At 47.2% G+C, this 18,199-nt stretch carries 19 protein-coding genes and 1 other annotated feature; of the genes, 18 read left to right on the top strand and 1 reads right to left on the bottom strand.

Annotated features, from left to right (window positions below; all coding sequences use genetic code 11):
- Positions 1–11: 11 nt before the first annotated feature.
- From spoIIGA to ACWGXJ_RS16330, 12 genes are all read left to right on the top strand, one after another.
- Positions 12–998, top strand: a complete 987-nt coding sequence (gene spoIIGA / locus ACWGXJ_RS16385) for a sigma-E processing peptidase SpoIIGA (protein WP_069289984.1) — start codon at positions 12–14, stop codon at positions 996–998.
- 106 nt (positions 999–1,104) lie between these two features.
- On the top strand, positions 1,105–1,845 hold the full coding sequence (sigE, locus tag ACWGXJ_RS16380; RefSeq protein WP_013311082.1) for an RNA polymerase sporulation sigma factor SigE: 741 nt from the start codon (positions 1,105–1,107) through the stop codon (positions 1,843–1,845).
- 96 nt (positions 1,846–1,941) lie between these two features.
- A complete protein-coding gene (sigG, locus tag ACWGXJ_RS16375; RefSeq protein WP_007431182.1) occupies positions 1,942–2,724 on the top strand; it encodes an RNA polymerase sporulation sigma factor SigG in 783 nt (260 codons plus the stop codon).
- A gap of 112 nt (positions 2,725–2,836) precedes the next feature.
- A complete protein-coding gene (locus ACWGXJ_RS16370) occupies positions 2,837–3,181 on the top strand; it encodes a YlmC/YmxH family sporulation protein (RefSeq protein WP_172828260.1) in 345 nt (114 codons plus the stop codon).
- An 82-nt stretch (positions 3,182–3,263) separates the two neighbouring features.
- On the top strand, positions 3,264–4,148 hold the full coding sequence (pgeF, locus tag ACWGXJ_RS16365) for a peptidoglycan editing factor PgeF (RefSeq protein ID WP_452567169.1): 885 nt from the start codon (positions 3,264–3,266) through the stop codon (positions 4,146–4,148).
- Between the two features lie 8 nt (positions 4,149–4,156).
- Entirely contained in the window at positions 4,157–4,858 is a 702-nt protein-coding gene (locus tag ACWGXJ_RS16360) for a YggS family pyridoxal phosphate-dependent enzyme (protein ID WP_452567168.1), read from the top strand.
- Positions 4,849–5,301, top strand: coding sequence for a cell division protein SepF (locus tag ACWGXJ_RS16355; protein WP_013311078.1), 453 nt, complete (start codon positions 4,849–4,851; stop codon positions 5,299–5,301). The genes ACWGXJ_RS16360 and ACWGXJ_RS16355 overlap by 10 nt, the downstream gene beginning before the upstream one ends.
- Before the next feature lie 7 nt (positions 5,302–5,308).
- A complete protein-coding gene (locus ACWGXJ_RS16350; RefSeq protein WP_023989436.1) occupies positions 5,309–5,566 on the top strand; it encodes a YggT family protein in 258 nt (85 codons plus the stop codon).
- Positions 5,567–5,574: 8 nt separating this feature from the next.
- Positions 5,575–6,357, top strand: a complete 783-nt coding sequence (locus ACWGXJ_RS16345) for a YlmH family RNA-binding protein (RefSeq protein WP_452567167.1) — start codon at positions 5,575–5,577, stop codon at positions 6,355–6,357.
- Positions 6,358–6,529: 172 nt separating this feature from the next.
- On the top strand, positions 6,530–7,039 hold the full coding sequence (locus ACWGXJ_RS16340; protein ID WP_023989434.1) for a DivIVA domain-containing protein: 510 nt from the start codon (positions 6,530–6,532) through the stop codon (positions 7,037–7,039).
- Between the two features lie 162 nt (positions 7,040–7,201).
- Positions 7,202–7,481, top strand: a binding site (T-box leader).
- Positions 7,482–7,559: 78 nt separating this feature from the next.
- Positions 7,560–10,649, top strand: coding sequence for an isoleucine--tRNA ligase (gene ileS / locus ACWGXJ_RS16335; protein ID WP_235309394.1), 3,090 nt, complete (start codon positions 7,560–7,562; stop codon positions 10,647–10,649).
- 184 nt (positions 10,650–10,833) lie between these two features.
- On the top strand, positions 10,834–11,181 hold the full coding sequence (locus tag ACWGXJ_RS16330; protein WP_069289978.1) for a DUF5665 domain-containing protein: 348 nt from the start codon (positions 10,834–10,836) through the stop codon (positions 11,179–11,181).
- Positions 11,182–11,203: 22 nt separating this feature from the next.
- Here ACWGXJ_RS16330 and ACWGXJ_RS16325 read toward each other — a convergent pair whose 3' ends face one another.
- On the bottom strand, positions 11,204–11,938 hold the full coding sequence (locus ACWGXJ_RS16325; RefSeq protein ID WP_069289977.1) for a TraR/DksA C4-type zinc finger protein: 735 nt from the start codon (positions 11,936–11,938) through the stop codon (positions 11,204–11,206).
- 235 nt (positions 11,939–12,173) lie between these two features.
- On the opposite strand from ACWGXJ_RS16325, the gene lspA reads away from it, so the two are divergent.
- The 6 genes from lspA to carA all read left to right on the top strand — a co-directional run bounded on the left by lspA (position 12,174) and on the right by carA (position 18,199).
- On the top strand, positions 12,174–12,665 hold the full coding sequence (gene lspA, locus ACWGXJ_RS16320) for a signal peptidase II (protein ID WP_023989430.1): 492 nt from the start codon (positions 12,174–12,176) through the stop codon (positions 12,663–12,665).
- Between the two features lies 1 nt (position 12,666).
- Positions 12,667–13,638 carry an RluA family pseudouridine synthase gene (locus tag ACWGXJ_RS16315; protein WP_069289976.1) on the top strand — a complete coding sequence of 324 codons (972 nt, stop codon included), beginning with the start codon at positions 12,667–12,669 and terminating at the stop codon, positions 13,636–13,638.
- Between the two features lie 504 nt (positions 13,639–14,142).
- The gene (pyrR, locus tag ACWGXJ_RS16310) at positions 14,143–14,709 is read left to right on the top strand and encodes a bifunctional pyr operon transcriptional regulator/uracil phosphoribosyltransferase PyrR (protein WP_023989428.1); all 567 of its coding nucleotides are present in this window, start codon (positions 14,143–14,145) and stop codon (positions 14,707–14,709) included.
- A complete protein-coding gene (locus tag ACWGXJ_RS16305; RefSeq protein WP_069289975.1) occupies positions 14,706–15,620 on the top strand; it encodes an aspartate carbamoyltransferase catalytic subunit in 915 nt (304 codons plus the stop codon). The genes pyrR and ACWGXJ_RS16305 overlap by 4 nt, the downstream gene beginning before the upstream one ends.
- Positions 15,621–15,678: 58 nt before the next feature.
- Entirely contained in the window at positions 15,679–17,001 is a 1,323-nt protein-coding gene (locus tag ACWGXJ_RS16300) for a dihydroorotase (protein WP_254350108.1), read from the top strand.
- 61 nt (positions 17,002–17,062) lie between these two features.
- Positions 17,063–18,199: a glutamine-hydrolyzing carbamoyl-phosphate synthase small subunit gene (gene carA, locus ACWGXJ_RS16295; RefSeq protein ID WP_025718621.1), complete on the top strand. Its 1,137-nt coding sequence runs from the start codon at positions 17,063–17,065 to the stop codon at positions 18,197–18,199.

Genomic DNA, 18,199 nt, shown 5'->3' with positions numbered 1-18,199 from the left:
CGGGTGAAGCCTTGGTTGTTTATATCGACTTGATTTTTTTGGCCAATTTGTTCATTGATGCTGTGTTGCTGATGGTCACCGCCTGGATGAGAAAAATCCGTCCAGTGTGGTGGAGGTTGATGACTTCAGCTGGAATCGGCGCAATGTATGTGGTCATGATGTTTGTGCCGGAATTGTCCTTTTTATTTACGTTCCTGATCAAACTGGCATTATCGGTCATAATGCTGCTGGTGGCTTTTGGATTTGGCAGCATGCAAAAGTATCTTCGTACAATGGGTGCTTTTTACATGATCAATTTTGTAGCTGCAGGTGGCATTTTGGGGATGCATTATTTTCTCCAAAATACGGGGGAATTGTTTAACGGCATCTGGTACACCGCTTCGGGTGGAATGTCCTTTGAACTCAAAATCGCATTCTGGTTTATTTTATGCGCATTTGGCGGAGTGATGCTTTTCTTTCGTATTGTGCAGTCCTCAAAGCAGCGCACAGAAAGGATGAGTGGGTTTTTGGGACAAGTGCAGGTATGGATTGGGCAGGATCATATTGAGTGTACAGGCTTGTTGGATACAGGTAATCAGCTCTATGATCCTTTGACCCGAACCCCCGTGATGGTCATGGAGGCGGCCTTGTGGGAATCGCATTTGCCCGCCTCCTGGCTCCGAAAATGTTCTGAGGGTAATGCTGACCAACTGGTGATGGAACTGGGGGACGAATCGTTTAGCTGGCAGGATCGTGTTCGCCTCGTCCCCTATCGTGGAATTAACCGCAATCATTCCTTTATGCTGGCCCTTAAACCAGACCGGGTAGAGGTGGTGATGAATGGGGTTCATTTTGTACATCATCGAGTGTTGATTGGCTTGGATGGGGGAACATTGTCGGCAGAGGGTAAGTATCGCGCCATCATCCACCCGGATGTGACGGCACAAGAAGAGGGCAGTGCTGATACCAACCAGAAACAAGATGCACATATTGGTGAGCATTTTACAGAATCAGGATGACGGAGCATAAACACAAAATGATGTCTGAAGGCGACGAGAAATATCCAATGGTGAAATGGGCGGAGCACAGCTGGAATTGCACTATTTTCAAAAGGGGGAGAATGATATGCGGGAACAGATGAAATTGAAGATGAAAATTAGGTTAGCATTGCAATTGCAATATTATCGTATTTTATTTTTATTTGGGCTAAAAAGTGAAGAAATTTATTATATTGGCGGCAGCGAGGCGCTCCCCCCGCCGCTGACGAGAGACGAAGAAGAATATTTGCTGGGAAAACTTTCTTCTGGAGATGCAGCAGTACGGTCGATGCTAATCGAAAGAAATTTGCGATTAGTCGTATATATTGCCCGTAAATTTGAGAATACGGGCATCAACATTGAGGATCTCGTATCCATCGGTGCTATTGGACTAATCAAAGCGGTTAACACTTTTGATCCGGAGAAGAAAATCAAACTTGCCACATACGCCTCTCGATGCATTGAGAATGAGATTTTGATGTATTTGCGTCGCAATAGTAAAACGAGAACGGAAGTTTCTTTTGATGAGCCTCTGAATATTGACTGGGATGGTAACGAGTTGTTGCTTTCTGATGTGATGGGCACAGAAAATGATACCATTTACCGTAATATTGAGGAGCAGGTGGACCGTAAATTATTGCATAAGGCACTGGATAAATTGACGGATCGAGAGCGTTTGATTATGGAGCTGCGCTTCGGCTTACAAGACGGAGAGGAGAAGACACAGAAGGATGTTGCTGACCTGTTGGGTATCTCGCAATCGTATATTTCGCGTCTGGAAAAGCGAATTATAAAGCGCTTACGAAAAGAATTTAATAAAATGGTATAATGCATGGGTATATCCGGAAGCGATGGAAACGGCGAATAAAAAAATGCCCTCAGGAGATAATGTACATTAATGTTGCTCCTTGGGAGGTAAGACACGATGACCCGAAACAAAGTGGAAATTTGCGGTGTGGATACCGCCAAACTGCCGGTATTAACCAATGCAGAAATGCGCGAGTTGTTCACATCACTTCAGCAAAATAATGAACGATCAGCCAGAGAAAAATTGGTCAACGGCAATCTCCGGCTCGTCCTGAGTGTGATTCAACGATTTAACAATCGGGGAGAGTTTGTGGACGATTTGTTTCAGGTAGGATGTATCGGCCTAATGAAGGCGATTGATAATTTTGACCTTTCGCAAAACGTAAAGTTCTCCACTTATGCGGTGCCGATGATTATCGGAGAGATCCGCCGTTATTTGCGGGATAACAATCCGATCCGTGTGTCTCGTTCGTTACGGGATATTGCATATAAGGCGCTTCAGGTGCGGGACAGTCTGACGAATCTGAACTCGCGAGAACCAACGATTTTTGAAATTTCAGAGGCACTGAATGTGCCTAAAGAAGACGTTGTGTTCGCGTTGGATGCGATTCAGGATCCGGTTTCGCTGTTCGAGCCGATATATCACGACGGGGGCGACCCAATCTATGTGATGGATCAGATCAGTGATGACAGAAATAAAGACGTCTCATGGATTGAGGAAATCGCTCTGCGGGAAGCGATGCATCGCCTGGGCCAGCGTGAAAAGATGATATTGTCTATGCGTTTTTATGAAGGAAAGACGCAAATGGAGGTTGCCGACGAAATCGGTATCTCTCAAGCCCAGGTTTCAAGATTAGAGAAGTCGGCTATACAGCAAATGCAAAAACATGTAAAGTCCTAATGAAATGAATGCTTGAATGATCCAACGATAAAAACGATCCTACTTGGATCGTTTTTGCGTTTACAGGACATTTTTTGGGCTCTTCCGCTCATATAGTGAAATAAAGGATGTGATGCGTGTGAGTGCACCGGAAACGTCAGTAAGAGCAATGAAAATTTCCGAGTTTCAAACCAAGGATGTCATTAACATTGTAGATGGACGACGCCTGGGACAAATCAGTGATTTGGAGATTGACGTGCGGCAGGGGAAAATTGAAGCCATTGTGGTTCCAGGCAGCAGTCGTTTTATGGGCTGGTTTGGAGGCGGAAGCGAGTTGGTCATTCCGTGGCGCAACATTGTGAAAATTGGTTCGGATGTTGTGCTTGTACGACTGGAAGGATTGCAAGAGCCGCCGGGTGAAGGGGAAGAAAAGTTGTATATCGAACGTCAAGAGCGGAGTGACCGAAGGGGCTTCTGAACTTGCAGATCTACGTATTTTAGTGTGTTGTGAAGACACGGCGGCGGCTTTTTGATACACTGGGCAGTAGAGGTGAGAATGAATGGAACCATTTGTAGTGAATACCGAGGCTACGGGGGCAAAGCCAATGCAAGATGGCGGGCGTCCCGTACCAGAGTTGTTATATATTCAATCTTGGGAGCGACAGGTTCAGGGATTAACAGCGGGTTTTACAGGTCGTCATGGCGGTGTCAGTGAGGTGCCCTACGCTAGTCTGAACTGTGCGTTTCATGTAGGGGATGACCCCGAGAAAGTCATTCGTAATCGGCAGCTCATTGCTGAGCAGCTTGGTTTTTCTGCTGAAGCATGGACGTGCGGTGAGCAGGTTCATGGTCATCATGTTGCTGTCGTCAAGGCTGCTGATCGCGGGCGGGGCTTTAGGGATCGTGCATCCGCTTTTCAGGACACAGATGGACTTTTGACGAATGTACCTGGCATTTTGCTGACGTCCTTTTATGCAGACTGTGTACCATTATATTTTTGTGATCCAGTGCGCCGTGTGATTGGGTTGGCGCATGCAGGCTGGAAGGGAACCGTTGCGGAAATTGCATTGAAAATGGTACAGACCATGCAGAACGAATATGGATCTCAGCCGTCTGATATACTAGCAGCTATCGGTCCTTCTATTGGTTCTGAATCCTATGAGGTGGATGAGTACGTGATGAGCCAAATTCAGGTTTTGGAGCATGATTGCCCGGGTAATGATAAATGGGAAGGTTCTGTTTACTTCCCCTTAACCGACGGAAAAACACTACTTGACTTGAAACAATGCAATCGACACATTATGATGAAAGCAGGAATATTGCCGAGCCATATCGAATGTACTACCTTATGCACGAGTAGCCGTAGCGATTTGTTTTTTTCATATCGCAAAGAAGGCGGCGTCACAGGAAGAATGGCGAGTTGGATTGGTCTGGAAGAGAGGTGAGTCCTCCCGTGTCTTTGGAGGAACGAATTAAAGAAGTGAATGCCCGTGTAGAAGCGGCATGTGCCCGAAGCGGGCGTTCGCGTGATGAAGTTAATGTGATCGCTGTCACGAAATATGTTTCGGCAGTGGCAATGACATCAGTATTGGATAGCAACTTGGAGCATGTGGGCGAAAATCGCTGGCAGGATGCTGCTGATAAATGGAGCAAGTTGGGTGACCGGGGAACGTGGCATTTTATTGGTCATCTCCAAACGAATAAGGTTAAAGATGTGATTGGAAAATTTAAATTTATACATTCGCTTGACCGCTTATCGCTCGCTCAGGAATTGGACAAGAAAGCAGCCGCTCTGGGACTGCGAGTTAAAGCTTTTGTGCAAGTCAATATTTCTGGAGAAATGTCCAAATATGGCTTGTCCTCTGAGGCGGTTTCCCCCTTCTTGGAACAAATTCGCGAGTTGGAGCATGTGGACGTGATTGGCTTGATGACGATGGCTCCTCATGAAGAAGACCCGGAAAAAACTCGGCCTGTGTTTCGGGGATTGCGTGAATTACGGGATACGTTAAATGGACAAGCCTTGACCAGAGAACCCATCGTTCACTTGTCAATGGGGATGTCCAATGATTTTGAAGTGGCAGTTGAAGAGGGAGCGACCTGGCTGCGGCTTGGTTCCGTACTGGTCGGACGAGAGGAGGATTTCCATTGGGCGTAATGAATAAGTTCATGAACTTTCTGGGGCTTCAGGAAGAAGAGGAAGTTATAGAGCGAGAGGTTATGAATACGCCGGAAGATCAAGAAATTGAAACCCCAAGCTTTGATAAACGTAAGAACCAGAAGGGCACTAATGTTGTCAGCATCCATTCACAGAAAAATGTGAAAGTTGTCCTGTATGAGCCGCGTTCTTATGATGAAGCACAGGAAATTGCCGACCATATCCGTTCCCATCGTACCGTCGTAGTTAATTTGCAACGAATTCGCAAGGATCAGGCGCTGCGTATTATTGATTTTTTGAGTGGTACTGTGTATGCACTGGGTGGTGGTATTTCCAAGGTCGGGAATAATATTTTTCTGTGTACACCAGATACGGTTGAGATTCAAGGCTCTATTACGGAAATACTGGCTGACACTGAACAAGAACTTAACAGAATGAGGTGAACTTTTCTTGATCGAGGTAATTTACTGGCTATTTCAGATTTATTCGTACATGATCATTGCATATGTTCTGCTATCTTGGCTTCCTAATGCCAGAGAGAGTGTAATTGGTGATTTACTTGCCAAGTTTGTGGAGCCGTATTTGTCTCCTTTTCGCAGATTTATACCGCCAATCTTCGGGATGATTGATATTTCGCCCATCGTTGCGCTGATTGCTCTGCGTTTTGCGTCATACGGCTTGATTTCTTTAATTGGTAATTTCGTCTAGGAGGAGTTATGCGAACTGAGATTTATGAGCATTTTCACCCGGATGAACGGGACTATGTGGATCGCGCTTCCGAATGGATCAGTCATGCGGGAGCTTATCATGAGCAGAAGCTGACTGATTTTTTGGACCCGCGCCAACAGTACATATTGGAGACACTTGCTTCGAAGGAAGACAAGGTCACGATTAGGGTAGATGGCGGATACATGGCTTCGGAACGAAAGCGGGCGCTGATTGCGCCCGATTATTCGTATTTGGACGGTGAGGAGATGGGGATTCAGGTCCTTTCCATCACATCTGACGATCATAAAATAGGTACCCTTGAGCACGGTGATTATCTAGGTGCCCTACTGGGGCTTGGAATCAAACGTGGGAAAATCGGGGACATTCATGTACTGGATGATGGGTGCCATGTATTGGTAGCTTCAGAGATTGGTGATTTTATGACGATGCATTTACAGCAGGTACATCGTGTTCATGTATGGACAGAACTGTTGCCTGTAGCGAGTCTGCGAACGAAGGGAGTTGCATTAGATGCGCTAGATCTGACGGTCGCTTCCTTGCGCCTAGACGGTATTGCCAGCGACGTGTACAAGCTAAGCCGAAGTAAAATATTAACACCGATTCGGGCGGGGCGGTGCCGGGTAAATTGGAAGGTGGAGGAGAATCCATCCACTCCACTTAAAGCGGGGGACGTTATTTCCATGCAGGGTTTTGGGCGTTTCAAAGTGCTTGAAACAGACGGGATGACAAAAAAGGGAAGATTCCGTGTCAAAATTGGTAAGTTTGTATAGCTGTAGGCAGGAATTACGAGCTTTCTGTCGAAAGAATTAAGCTATAGCGAAGAACTGGAACGATTTTGCTCTGTACAGTATTCACAAAACGGGGTATGATGACCGATAGATGATAGTGAGCGTCGTGACGCGGAAAATGTATTTTTTGTCAATCTTATAGGAGGTGGACGGCATGCCATTAACGCCATTGGATATACATAACAAGGAATTTGCCCGCCGGCTTCGCGGTTATGATGAGGATCAGGTTAATGAATTTTTGGATCAGGTGATCAAAGATTACGAGGGCGTTATTCGTGAAAATAAAGAACTGAGCACCGAGTTGTTGAACGTACAGGAGAAGCTCGATCATTTCGCGACGATTGAGGATACGCTGAGTAAGACGATTATCGTAGCGCAGGAAGCGGCTGATGAAGTTCGTAACAACGCCAAGAAAGAATCCCAACTGATCGTGAAGGAAGCGGAAAAAAATGCGGACCGTATTGTGAATGAAGCATTGTCCAAATCCCGCAAGATTGCGTTGGAGGTTGAAGAACTGAAGAAGCAGGCATCGATTTACCGAGCACGGTTTCGTACACTGGTGGAAGCACAGCTTGACTTGTTAAGCCAAGACGGCTGGGAAGCACTTGAAAACCGGGAACGCGAAGTACTGGAGCGCGAGCGTGAGATGAAAGAAATTTACTAATTTCATTTCTGACAAGCTTTTATCAGGCTTAGTTAGGGTTGACTTTTATCTTTAAACAGGCTATAACTGTAAATACTATACTGAATTCAATGATTATCCGTCTGTCGGCTGATGATTGTTATTCAAGGCAACGATGTTGCTGATTTCGATGAATTTAACATGTTTAATTCGTTGATGGGAACGAGTACGTCATGATTTGTCCCTCAGAGAGTTGGCCTTCCGGTGCAAGCCAACGTTCAGAACATGACCGAAGATCCTCCCGGAGAAGTGAGCTGAAGCGCTTAAGATTTATGGCGTGTGTAAGCAATCACCGTTTGCCATGCGTTATAATGGCGCCCTGCTGTAGTTGAGTGGGGCTCAGAGAGCCGTGATGAGACTGTATTTTTAATGGTCTGTTTTTACGGAATCAGGGTGGTAACGCGAGCACAGTCTCGTCCCTTTACAGGGATGGGGCTTTTTTTGTTGCTTTTTTTAGGAATGCTAGAGAAATCAATGATGAGCAGAGAGGGAGTATGACGGTATGAACAGAGTGGATGTTAAAGAAAAAGCACGGTCTCGTGACCTACGCATCCTGAGCAAATGGAAGCAGGAGGACACATTCCGTAAATCCATCACAAATCGTGAAGGAAAGCCAAATTTTGTGTTTTATGAAGGCCCACCAACAGCTAACGGTAAACCGCATATCGGTCACGTGCTGGGCCGTGTAATTAAGGATTTCGTCGGTCGCTATCAGACAATGAAGGGATACCGCGTCGTACGTAAGGCAGGCTGGGACACGCATGGCTTGCCGGTAGAATTGGGTGTACAAAAGCAGCTGGGAATCTCCCACAAACCTGAAATTGAAGAATACGGTGTTGAAAAGTTTATTAAAAAATGTAAGGCGAGCGTGTTTGAGTACGAGCAACAATGGCGTGATCTAACCGAAGCGATCGGATATTGGACAGACCTCGATAACCCGTACATTACATTGGATAATAACTATATCGAGAGTGTATGGAACATTTTGGCGACGATTCATGAAAAAGATCTGCTGTATCGTGGTCATCGTGTGAGTCCGTATTGCCCGGATTGTCAAACGACGCTAAGTTCTCATGAAGTAGCGCAGGGCTACAAAGATGTGAAGGATCTGAGCGCTACGGCTAAATTCAAGCTGCATAGCAGTGGTGAATATGTACTGGCTTGGACGACAACGCCTTGGACCTTGCCGAGTCACGTGGCGCTCGCCGTCAACCCTGAACTGGAATATGCACGTGTGAAGCAGGAAGACGGTGTATACATCGTTGCTAAAAATCTGGTTGAGGACGTAATTAAAGGCGAACATGAAGTGATTGGCACGCTATCCGGTTCAGAACTGGTTGGCCAAACGTATACCCCGCCATTTACGTATTTTCAGGTTGAAAAGGGTAATCAGATTCTGGGTGCGAAGTTCGTAACAGACTCCAGCGGTACAGGTATCGTTCATATGGCTCCGGCGCATGGTGAGGATGATTACCGGGTATGCCGTGAAAATGGTGTTGAATTTATCAACGTGGTGGATCTTCAAGGTAACTATGTAGAGGAAATCACTGATTTTGCAGGCCGTTTTGTGAAAGACTGTGATGTAGATATTGTTAAAATGCTGTCCGAAAAAGGCTTGCTGTACAGCAAGGAAAAATACGAGCATAGCTATCCGTTCTGCTGGCGCTGCGACACTCCATTATTGTACTATGCTATGGACAGCTGGTTTATCAAAACAACTGCGATCAAGGATCAATTGATTGCCAACAACAGCGAAGTCGAATGGTACCCGGGGCATATACGTGAAGGACGTTTTGGCAAGTTTTTGGAGGAACTGGTGGATTGGAACATCAGTCGCGATCGCTATTGGGGTACACCACTAAACATCTGGGTTTGTGAGGAAACTGGAGAACAGTTCGCTCCACATAGTATTGCTGAATTGAGGGAACGTGCGATTGGCGATGTACCAGCGGACATTGAGCTGCACAAACCATATGTAGATGATATTAAGGTTCGTAGTCAATGCGGTAAATACGAAATGACTCGTACACCGGAAGTAATCGACGTATGGTTCGATAGTGGCTCCATGCCGTTTGCACAGCATCATTATCCTTTTGAAAATAATGAAACGTTCGAGCAGCAATTTCCGGCAGATATGATCTGTGAAGGAATTGACCAGACTCGTGGCTGGTTCTATAGCTTGCTTGCGGTTTCGACTATGCTGACTGGCAAAGCTCCTTATAAAGCTGTCATGGCGACAGGCCATGTACTGGATGAGCAAGGGCAGAAAATGTCTAAATCCAAGGGCAATGTTATTGATCCGTGGGAAGTGATTGACGAGTACGGTACAGATGCTTTCCGTTGGGCATTGCTGTCCGATAGTGCACCATGGAATAGCAAACGTTTCTCCAAAGGCATTGTAGGCGAGGCTAAATCGAAGCTGGTCGATACGCTTGTCAATACACACGCTTTTCTGACCTTGTATGCGGATATCGACGGATTTGATCCGGCACAGCATCCGTTCAAACCATCGGCTCATAAGTTGGATCGTTGGATTTTGTCCCGTCTGAACAGCCTCATTTTGGTAGTGGACAAAGCGCTGGCTGTAAATGACTTCCTGAACTCATCTAAAGCAATTGAATCGTTTGTGGATGAGCTGAGCAACTGGTATATCCGTCGTTCACGCGACCGATTCTGGGGCAATGGTCTTACAGAAGATAAGCTGGATGCATACCGTACACTGACCGAAGTGCTGTTAACGACTGCCAAACTGCTTGCGCCGTTTACACCACTGCTTGCAGAGGATATTTACCTCAACCTAAGCAACGGGGAAAGTGTTCATCTGGATGATTATCCGACTGCCAATGAATCCTTGATCGATCCGGAACTGGAACGAGATATGGAAACGGCACGCCGTGTCGTCGAATTGGCGCGTAACGTCCGCAACGAAACGGGTTTGAAAACGCGTCAACCGTTGTCCGAGTTGATTCTGTCCATGGATCAGGATTTTGAACTGAGTGGCTATGAGGAAATCATCAAAGATGAGATTAACGTGAAGCATATTCATGTGGAGACGGACGATAGCGGCTTTGTAGATTTTACACTGAAACTGAATTTGAAAGTAGCAGGCAAGAAATACGGCAAAAATGTCGGTTTCCTACAAAACTTTTTCAAAGGAATGTCTGCTGAGGATACCCGTTCTGTTGTAGAAAAAGGAGTGTTAAACGTCGCTTCTCCAGAAGGTGAAGAACTGCAAGTTACGGCCGAAGAATTGCTGGTGGAGAAAAAAGCGAAAGAAGGCTTCGCTTCTGCTTCCGGTTATGGCTTAACGGTAGCGTTGAACACAGACATTACACCGGAGCTGGAGCAAGAGGGCTGGGTACGTGAAGTGGTTCGTGCGGTACAGGATTATCGTAAAAAACTGGATCTGCCGATTGAAAAGTATGTGGCGTTGACGTTGGATGTAGATAATGAGCTGCGTCTGGCCATCGAAAGCTTCGACTCTGTGTTGCGTGAGAACGTATTGGTTACTACTGTGACATTTGGTCAAGCCGAACCGGCAGAACATGTGGAAGTGAACGGTAAAACCATCGGCGTTCATATTGGGGAATAATTACAAGCCCCCTGTCCCATAATACAATAACAGGCAGCATATAAAAACGAGCCTAAGCATCGGAAACGGGTTTTCTCCGTTACGTGCTTCGGCTCGTTTGCTGCGTTCAGGGCAGCCATGGAAAAGGGGGATTGTGCATATGACGGCACGATCAAGGCGTAGACAGGGGAGGAGTCTCCGAGGGATGAACGGAGAAGGGGCTGCCATAGCCGCAGATAAAAGCAAAACAGGTAATCAGGCTGAACGATTAAGTCGTGTTGAAAAGCTGATACGTGCTGTGTCAGAGCAGATGGAACGGACACGTATTGCAGATTACGCTTTGCTGCTGAACAAGCCTTGGCGATTACTCTGGCTAAATCTAATATCAGGCGTTTCCCGGGGAATCGGCATCGCGCTAGGTTTTACTTTTTTTGCTGCTACCATTATTTATGTGCTGCAAGTGCTCGGAGCGTTGAATTTGCCGATTATCGGTGATTATATCGCTGATATTGTACGGATCGTACAGCGACAATTGGAGCTTACCACCTATTAGGCAGCGATCTCCACTTTGAAGTTCACGATTCGTCTTCGTGCGTATCCGGCTCCAGTAGACCTTCGCCCTCGCCATCTTCGATATAACGCTGATAAATGGAGCTGCGAATAACAGATACATTTTGTCCATAAATGTCAGTAGCAATAAAGCTTTCGTATGGCTCTACGAAGCCCATATTATCATCGCCTGCTTCAATTTCCATATCATCATAACTGTGGATTTCTCCACTTTCGGCCATGGCTGGTGTGTTAGAGGTACCCCAATTTTCGACGATCTGCCAAGCATCTTCACCGTCGAAGCCGTTTTGATCATCACGCTCATCCAGACTCGTTCTGCCGAACGAGGGAGCGAGAAATTCTTCCTCTACTGGGCGGCGGTTAGACACTTCTGTTTCGGGACTGTACTCTTTACAGTAAATGGTATAGGGAACAGCCAGTAGGCGCTCATAGGGAATGGGTTTACCGCTGGCGGCACAAATGCCATACGTCCCCTTTTCCATGGCCATCAGAGCTGATTCGATGCGTTCTAATTGGAATTCGTCGTGTTCTAGTAAGGAAATATCCTTGGCTCGCTCGTAGGTTTCGGTAGCCAGGTCTCCTGGGTGGTTATCAATAGGAGAAAGCTCGCCGGTTTGGTCGCGTTGGGAATCGCCGAGTCCGTAATGGTCGTTGTTTTGCAAACGATGCTCAATTTCTTTTTTGCGTTCCAGCAGTTCGTTACGCAAGCCCTGCAATTGTTGCTCCGTCAATGGGGACATGGAATCCTCTCCTTGTTCTAGGTTTACATGCGCATGCGTTGTGTCGAGTATGCTCCATGTAGTTTGCACCGGGAAGACCTCTTTTACATAGGAAATTCTAATCAAATGCGAAGGAGTTCATTTTATGAATGATCTGTACTTGAAGCTTGCGGGATTCGTGGACGATCTGAGAATGCTTATGCTACAATAAATGGGTTCAACAACGGATATAAGCGGATCGGAGTGACGAAGGACTGTGATTTATTTTGGTATTGCGCTAATTATTTTTTTGATTGATCAGGGAGTCAAATATTTGGTGGCTACGCGGATGGAATTGTACGAACAAATACCAGTCATCGGCAATTTCTTTTTAATCACCTCCCATCGAAATCGTGGAGCCGCTTTTGGGATTTTGGAAGGTCAACGTTGGCTTTTTATCGTGATTACAATTGTAGTGGTGATTGGTATCGTCTGGTACCTGCGAAAAACAGTCAAGGCTGGACAGAAGCTACTTCCTGTTGCGCTAAGTTTGGTGCTGGGGGGAGCAGTCGGTAACTTTTTGGATCGAGCTATTTCAGGGGAAGTAGTTGATTTTGCACAATTTAATTTTGGAAGCTATACGTTCCCCATTTTTAATGTGGCAGATTCGGCAATTGTCATCGGTGTAGCACTGATTATTTTGGATACATTGCTGGAATCGCGTCGGGAAAAAGGAAATGGCAATGATAGCATTGAAGGGAAGTCATAGCATGAGCGAAGTGAATGAAAACGGCGAAGCCGCAGGTCTGTCTTATGAGGACGAACTGGAGGGTGAATCTCTGGAATGGACGGCCGATTCCGGGGATGCCAAAACGCGTATAGACAAATATATCGCCGAAGAAATGAAGGAAGTGTCTCGTTCTCAGATACAGCTGTGGATCGGAAACGGTCGCGTGCTGGTGAACGGTACGGCGATCAAGGCGAACTACAAGCTGGCTGAAGGAGATCGTATTGTATTATCGGTACCGGAGCCAGAAAGTGTAGATATTGTACCGGAAAATATTCCGTTGGATGTCGTTTACGAGGACTCGGACGTTATTGTTATTAACAAGCAACGTGGTCTGGTCGTGCATCCTGCACCGGGACACTCTTCGGGAACATTGGTTAACGCACTGATGTACCACTGTCACGATCTTTCCGGCATCAACGGGGAATTACGTCCTGGTATTGTTCACCGTATTGATAAGGATACATCAGGACTGCTGATGGCGGCTAAAAATGATCAGGCTCACGCATCACTTGCAGCACAGCTTAAGGACCATAGTGTGACTCGGAAATATATCGCCTTAGTTCACGGTCATTTGAGCCACGATCAGGGAACGGTAGATGCTCCGATTGGCCGCGATTCCGGTGATCGTAAATTGTTCACAGTGACGGAACGTAACAGCAAGCATGCAGTCACCCATTTTCTCGTCATTGAACGGTTGGGGGATTATACCCTGCTTGAACTTCAATTGGAAACAGGACGCACACACCAAATTCGTGTTCACATGAAATTTATTGGACACCCATTGGTTGGCGACCCTATGTATGGGCGCAGCAAAGGGGTTCGTATGGATGGTCAGGCGCTGCATGCGGCGGTACTGGGCTTTAAGCATCCATCCACTGGAGAGTACATGGAATTCAACAGACCGATCCCTCCTGATATGGAGGATGTGTTAGCGTCCCTGCGTAGTCGCTAAAACAATGACAATTTGCATTCCTATTCACAAACCTGAATAAATTATTAAGTTAAACCGCCTAAATGGCGGTTTTTTTATTGTGGGATAAGGTATGGGTAAAAACAACTATGGATAATTATACAATGAAGTTGTATAATTATTAGAGTGCTTCCGGTGGTTCCGGTTGAACGGGTGTTGACACACGATTTTCAATCTGTCATACTTCTTGTAGTTGCGATGAACTTTGTCCAAGAGATGGCTAACCATCTCACACTATGAGAAGCAGGACAAAGGAAATCCTGAATAGCACCTTTAAATCAGTCCCGTGAGGCTGGCAAGGTAACGTGAATGGATCACTGATCAGTGCATCCGCTGCGGCGGTATGTCTTCAGTGTGTCCGAGAGATCGGAGAACAGTAGAAGACTGTTCACACGAGACTCCTTGCCAAACTTGGGCAAGGAGTCTTTTTTGTATCCGAACACGGGACCAGGTCTGAAGGGAACATCACCTGAGGAGGCTGGAAGCATGAGTCATGAAACACATGTACTGATGGATGAAATTGCGATTCGTCGGGCATTGACACGGATTGCACATGAAATTTTGGAGAAAAACAAAGGTATTGACGATTGTGTGCTAGTAGGTATTCGAACACGCGGAGTTCATCTGGCGCAACGCCTGGCTGAAAAAATTGCTGAGATTGAAGGCGCACCAATTCCATGGGGAGAGCTGGATGTCACAGCCTACCGGGATGACCGGAGCAGCGTAGCTGAAGCTAAAGGAAATGGAAAAGAGCTTTTGATGAATCCTGCTGACGTATCGGTTCATGATAAGAAAGTCATTCTCTTTGACGATGTGCTGTACACAGGCCGCACCATCCGCGCGGCGATGGATGCATTGATGCACTGCGGACGACCGCAAATGATTCAGCTGGCAGTGCTAGCAGATCGCGGACACCGTGAGCTTCCGATTCGTCCGGATTACATCGGCAAGAACATCCCGACCTCCAAATCTGAGGAAATCGTAGTAGCCCTTCAAGAGACGGACGGTAAGGACGAAGTGACAATCATTCAGAACCGGGGGGAACAGCTATGATCACAACAGCCAGTCAACTTAAAGAACGTAGCCTGCTCGGGTTAAAGGAACTTAGCCGAAATGAAATCGAGTCCATTCTGGATCGTGCTCATTATTGGGAATATCAACCAGAAAAACTGGTTCCAGTACTGCAATCACGCTTTGCGGCCAACATGTTTTTTGAAAACAGCACTCGCACCCGCTTTTCTTTTGAGATGGCAGAGAAGCGGCTGGGCGCTCAGGTTTTGAACTTTTCCGCTGCGGCTTCCAGTGTGGAAAAAGGGGAGTCCATTTACGATACAGTACGTACGCTCGAATCCATGGGCATTGATGCAGGAGTCATCCGGTTAAAGCCAGCCGGGGTGCTGCAAGAGCTTGCTGAGAAGGTCAGTGTTCCACTGGTTAATGCAGGGGACGGCAACAATGAGCATCCGACACAGGCTCTGCTGGACCTGTACACCATGCGCAAAACTTTCGGTGAGCTTAAAGGCTTGAGAGTATCCATCATAGGAGACATTCTGCACAGCCGTGTCGCTCGCTCGAATCTGTGGGCCTTGCAAAAATTCGGAGCCAAGGTTAGCTTCTGCGCTCCTGATAATATGCAAGCACCTGATCTTGCGGCGTACGCGCCTTATGTTCCGATGCAAGAGGCACTACAGGCGGACGTGGTCATGATGCTTCGGGTACAGCTGGAACGGCATGCCGAAGGGATGTTGCGCTCAGCGGATGAGTACCGAGAGCAGTACGGTTTGACAGAGAAAAGAGCAGCGAACCTGAAGCCCGGAACAATTATCATGCATCCAGCTCCAGTGAATCGGAACGTGGAAATTGATAGTGCGGTTGTGGAAAGCGAACAATCACGAATTTTTCCACAAATGGCAAACGGGGTTCCGATCCGCATGGCGGTTATGGAACGGGCAATGAAGCTGTAGAAACTGTCAGTAGGATCGTAGGAAAAGTTGCAGAAAACTGAGCGGAGGAATATTTCAGATGAAACAATTAATTATGAATGCAAGCGTATTGAACGAGCAGGGCGAGGCTGAATTGAAATCCATCCTAATCGCCGACGGAAAGATTTTGGCTATCGCAAATGCGGATGCTGGAGTTAGCCTACTTGTAGAAGAAGGGGCATCTGGACAGGAGCGCGAAGTCGAAAAAATCGACGCCCAGGGCAAGCTGGTCATCCCCGGTTTAATCGACATGCATGTGCATCTGAGAGAACCTGGCTTTGAATATAAAGAAACAATTGAAACGGGCAGCCGTGCGGCGGTGAAAGGCGGATTTACGACGATTGCCTGCATGCCAAACACACGTCCAGTGACGGACAATGTTGACACAGTCCAGCTGGTATTGAAAAAGGGACAGGAAGCCGGGTTTGCCAAGGTTCTTCCTTACGCAGCCATTACGAAAAACGAACTGGGTCGTGAGCTGACAGATTTTGAAGCGCTCAAAGCAGCAGGTGCAATCGGCTTTACTGACGATGGTGTCGGGGTGCAAAGCGCGCAAATGATGAAGGACGCCATGGCGTGGGCCAAGGCACTAGATATGCCGGTTATTGCACACTGTGAAGATAACACGCTTGTTGAAGGAGCGGCTGTGACGGACGGCGAATTTGCCAAGCGCCACGGACTTAAAGGCATTCCGAACGAATCCGAAGCCATTCACGTCGGACGTGACATTTTGTTATCCGAGGCAACCGGGGCACACTATCATGTATGCCATGTCAGCACAGAGCAGTCAGTGCGGTTAATCCGCCACGCGAAATCTTTTGGTATCAAGGTAACGGCTGAGGTATGCCCACACCACTTGGTATTGTCAGATGAGGACATTCCTGGGCTGGATGCGAACTGGAAAATGAATCCTCCGCTACGCTCCCCACGTGATGTGCAGGCATGCATCGAGGGACTGGAAGACGGTACGATTGACATCGTCGTAACCGACCATGCAGCGCACAGTGAGGAAGAGAAGGCAAGAGGGATGGAGCTGGCGCCATTCGGGATCGTTGGATTTGAGACGGCCTTCCCGCTGTTGTACACGAAATTCGTAGCTACCGGACAGTGGACGCTGGACTTTCTGGTGCGTCGTATGACTGCTGATCCAGCGCGTGTCTTCCGCCTTGATACGGGACGCCTGGAAGAAGGAGCTCCAGCTGACCTGACCATGATTGATCTGGAGCAGGAGCAGGCAGTTGATCCGCAAACGTTTGCCAGCAAAGGACGCAACACTCCTTTTACAGGCTGGAAGCTCAAAGGCTGGCCTGTGAAAACTTGGGTAGACGGCAAACTGGTATGGTCTGCTGACGAAGCAAAATAAATAGAAACCACTAAAAAAATAGAACCTTATAGCAGGAAACAATATAGAGGAGTGAGACGGGATGCAGGCAAGATTGTTACTTCAGGACGGCACGCTGTTTACAGGCACATCATTTGGTGCGGAAGGTGATAAAACAGGCGAGGTCGTTTTCAACACAGGGATTACAGGCTATCAAGAGGTGCTGACTGATCCCTCTTACTGCGGACAAATCGTAACGATGACTTACCCGCTGATTGGCAACTATGGAATTACTCGTGATGACTTTGAATCGGTACGGCCTTATGTCCATGGCTTTGCTGTTAGACATTACGAGCCAGCGCCAAGTAACTGGCGTGCTCAATACAGCGTGGGCGATTTGCTGAAGGAATATGGCATCATTGGCATTAGCGACATCGACACCCGCATGCTTACCCGGATTATTCGCCATCACGGCACGATGAAGGGCATTTTGACGACTGGTTCCCAGCCGCTGGAAGAACTGAAAGAAATGATGTCTGACTTGACCATTGAAGAACTGCGCAATCAGGTTCCTATGACTTCCACACCTCATCCGTACAGCAGTCCTGGCAACGGAGAGCGGATCGTATTGATTGACTACGGTGCCAAAAGCGGCATTTTGCGCGAACTGAATAAACGGGACTGCGATGTAGTTGTCGTTCCACATGATACGACGGCTGAGGAAATTCGTCGCTTGGACCCAGACGGTATCCAGCTGTCTAACGGCCCTGGAGATCCAAAAGACGTACCCCATGCCGTTCGTACGGTAGCTGAACTGTTAGGGGAATATCCGATTTTCGGAATTTGCTTGGGACACCAGTTGTTCGCTTTAGCTTCGGGAGCGGATACGGAAAAGCTGAAATTCGGACATCGCGGTGGTAACCATCCGGTGAAAGAACTGGAGAGCGGACGCTGCTTTATCACATCACAAAATCACGGCTACACGGTGAATGAGGATTCGATCCAAGGTACTGAGCTTGAAGTGACGCATATTAATAACAACGATAAAACGATTGAAGGTCTTAAACATACCAAGTATCCCGCGTTTTCGGTGCAATATCATCCAGAGGCTGCACCAGGACCTTACGATAATGGCTACCTGTTTGACCGCTTTCTGGACATGATCCGTGAGCACAAAAGAAATCATCCAAAGCAACCGCGTCAGGCTGCTATCGCCGCCGCAGTGAGAGGAGAGCGCTAA

The organism is Paenibacillus sp. S33, assembly GCF_053615415.1.
This window is presented reverse-complemented; position numbering and strand designations above follow the sequence as displayed.

What these genes read in the sequence shown, in the direction of transcription:
- pyrR (WP_023989428.1), top strand. Translation starts at nt 14,143, where the DNA reads ATGAGTCATGAAACACATGTACTGATGGATGAAATTGCGATTCGTCGG.
- pgeF (WP_452567169.1), top strand. Translation starts at nt 3,264, where the DNA reads ATGGAACCATTTGTAGTGAATACCGAGGCTACGGGGGCAAAGCCAATG.
- ACWGXJ_RS16370 (WP_172828260.1), top strand. Translation starts at nt 2,837, where the DNA reads ATGCGTGTGAGTGCACCGGAAACGTCAGTAAGAGCAATGAAAATTTCC.
- carA (WP_025718621.1), top strand. Translation starts at nt 17,063, where the DNA reads ATGCAGGCAAGATTGTTACTTCAGGACGGCACGCTGTTTACAGGCACA.
- ACWGXJ_RS16345 (WP_452567167.1), top strand. Translation starts at nt 5,575, where the DNA reads ATGCGAACTGAGATTTATGAGCATTTTCACCCGGATGAACGGGACTAT.
- ACWGXJ_RS16325 (WP_069289977.1), bottom strand. Translation starts at nt 11,938, where the DNA reads ATGTCCCCATTGACGGAGCAACAATTGCAGGGCTTGCGTAACGAACTG.
- ileS (WP_235309394.1), top strand. Translation starts at nt 7,560, where the DNA reads ATGAACAGAGTGGATGTTAAAGAAAAAGCACGGTCTCGTGACCTACGC.
- sigE (WP_013311082.1), top strand. Translation starts at nt 1,105, where the DNA reads ATGCGGGAACAGATGAAATTGAAGATGAAAATTAGGTTAGCATTGCAA.
- ACWGXJ_RS16315 (WP_069289976.1), top strand. Translation starts at nt 12,667, where the DNA reads ATGAGCGAAGTGAATGAAAACGGCGAAGCCGCAGGTCTGTCTTATGAG.
- sigG (WP_007431182.1), top strand. Translation starts at nt 1,942, where the DNA reads ATGACCCGAAACAAAGTGGAAATTTGCGGTGTGGATACCGCCAAACTG.
- ACWGXJ_RS16330 (WP_069289978.1), top strand. Translation starts at nt 10,834, where the DNA reads ATGAACGGAGAAGGGGCTGCCATAGCCGCAGATAAAAGCAAAACAGGT.
- ACWGXJ_RS16300 (WP_254350108.1), top strand. Translation starts at nt 15,679, where the DNA reads ATGAAACAATTAATTATGAATGCAAGCGTATTGAACGAGCAGGGCGAG.
- ACWGXJ_RS16305 (WP_069289975.1), top strand. Translation starts at nt 14,706, where the DNA reads ATGATCACAACAGCCAGTCAACTTAAAGAACGTAGCCTGCTCGGGTTA.
- ACWGXJ_RS16340 (WP_023989434.1), top strand. Translation starts at nt 6,530, where the DNA reads ATGCCATTAACGCCATTGGATATACATAACAAGGAATTTGCCCGCCGG.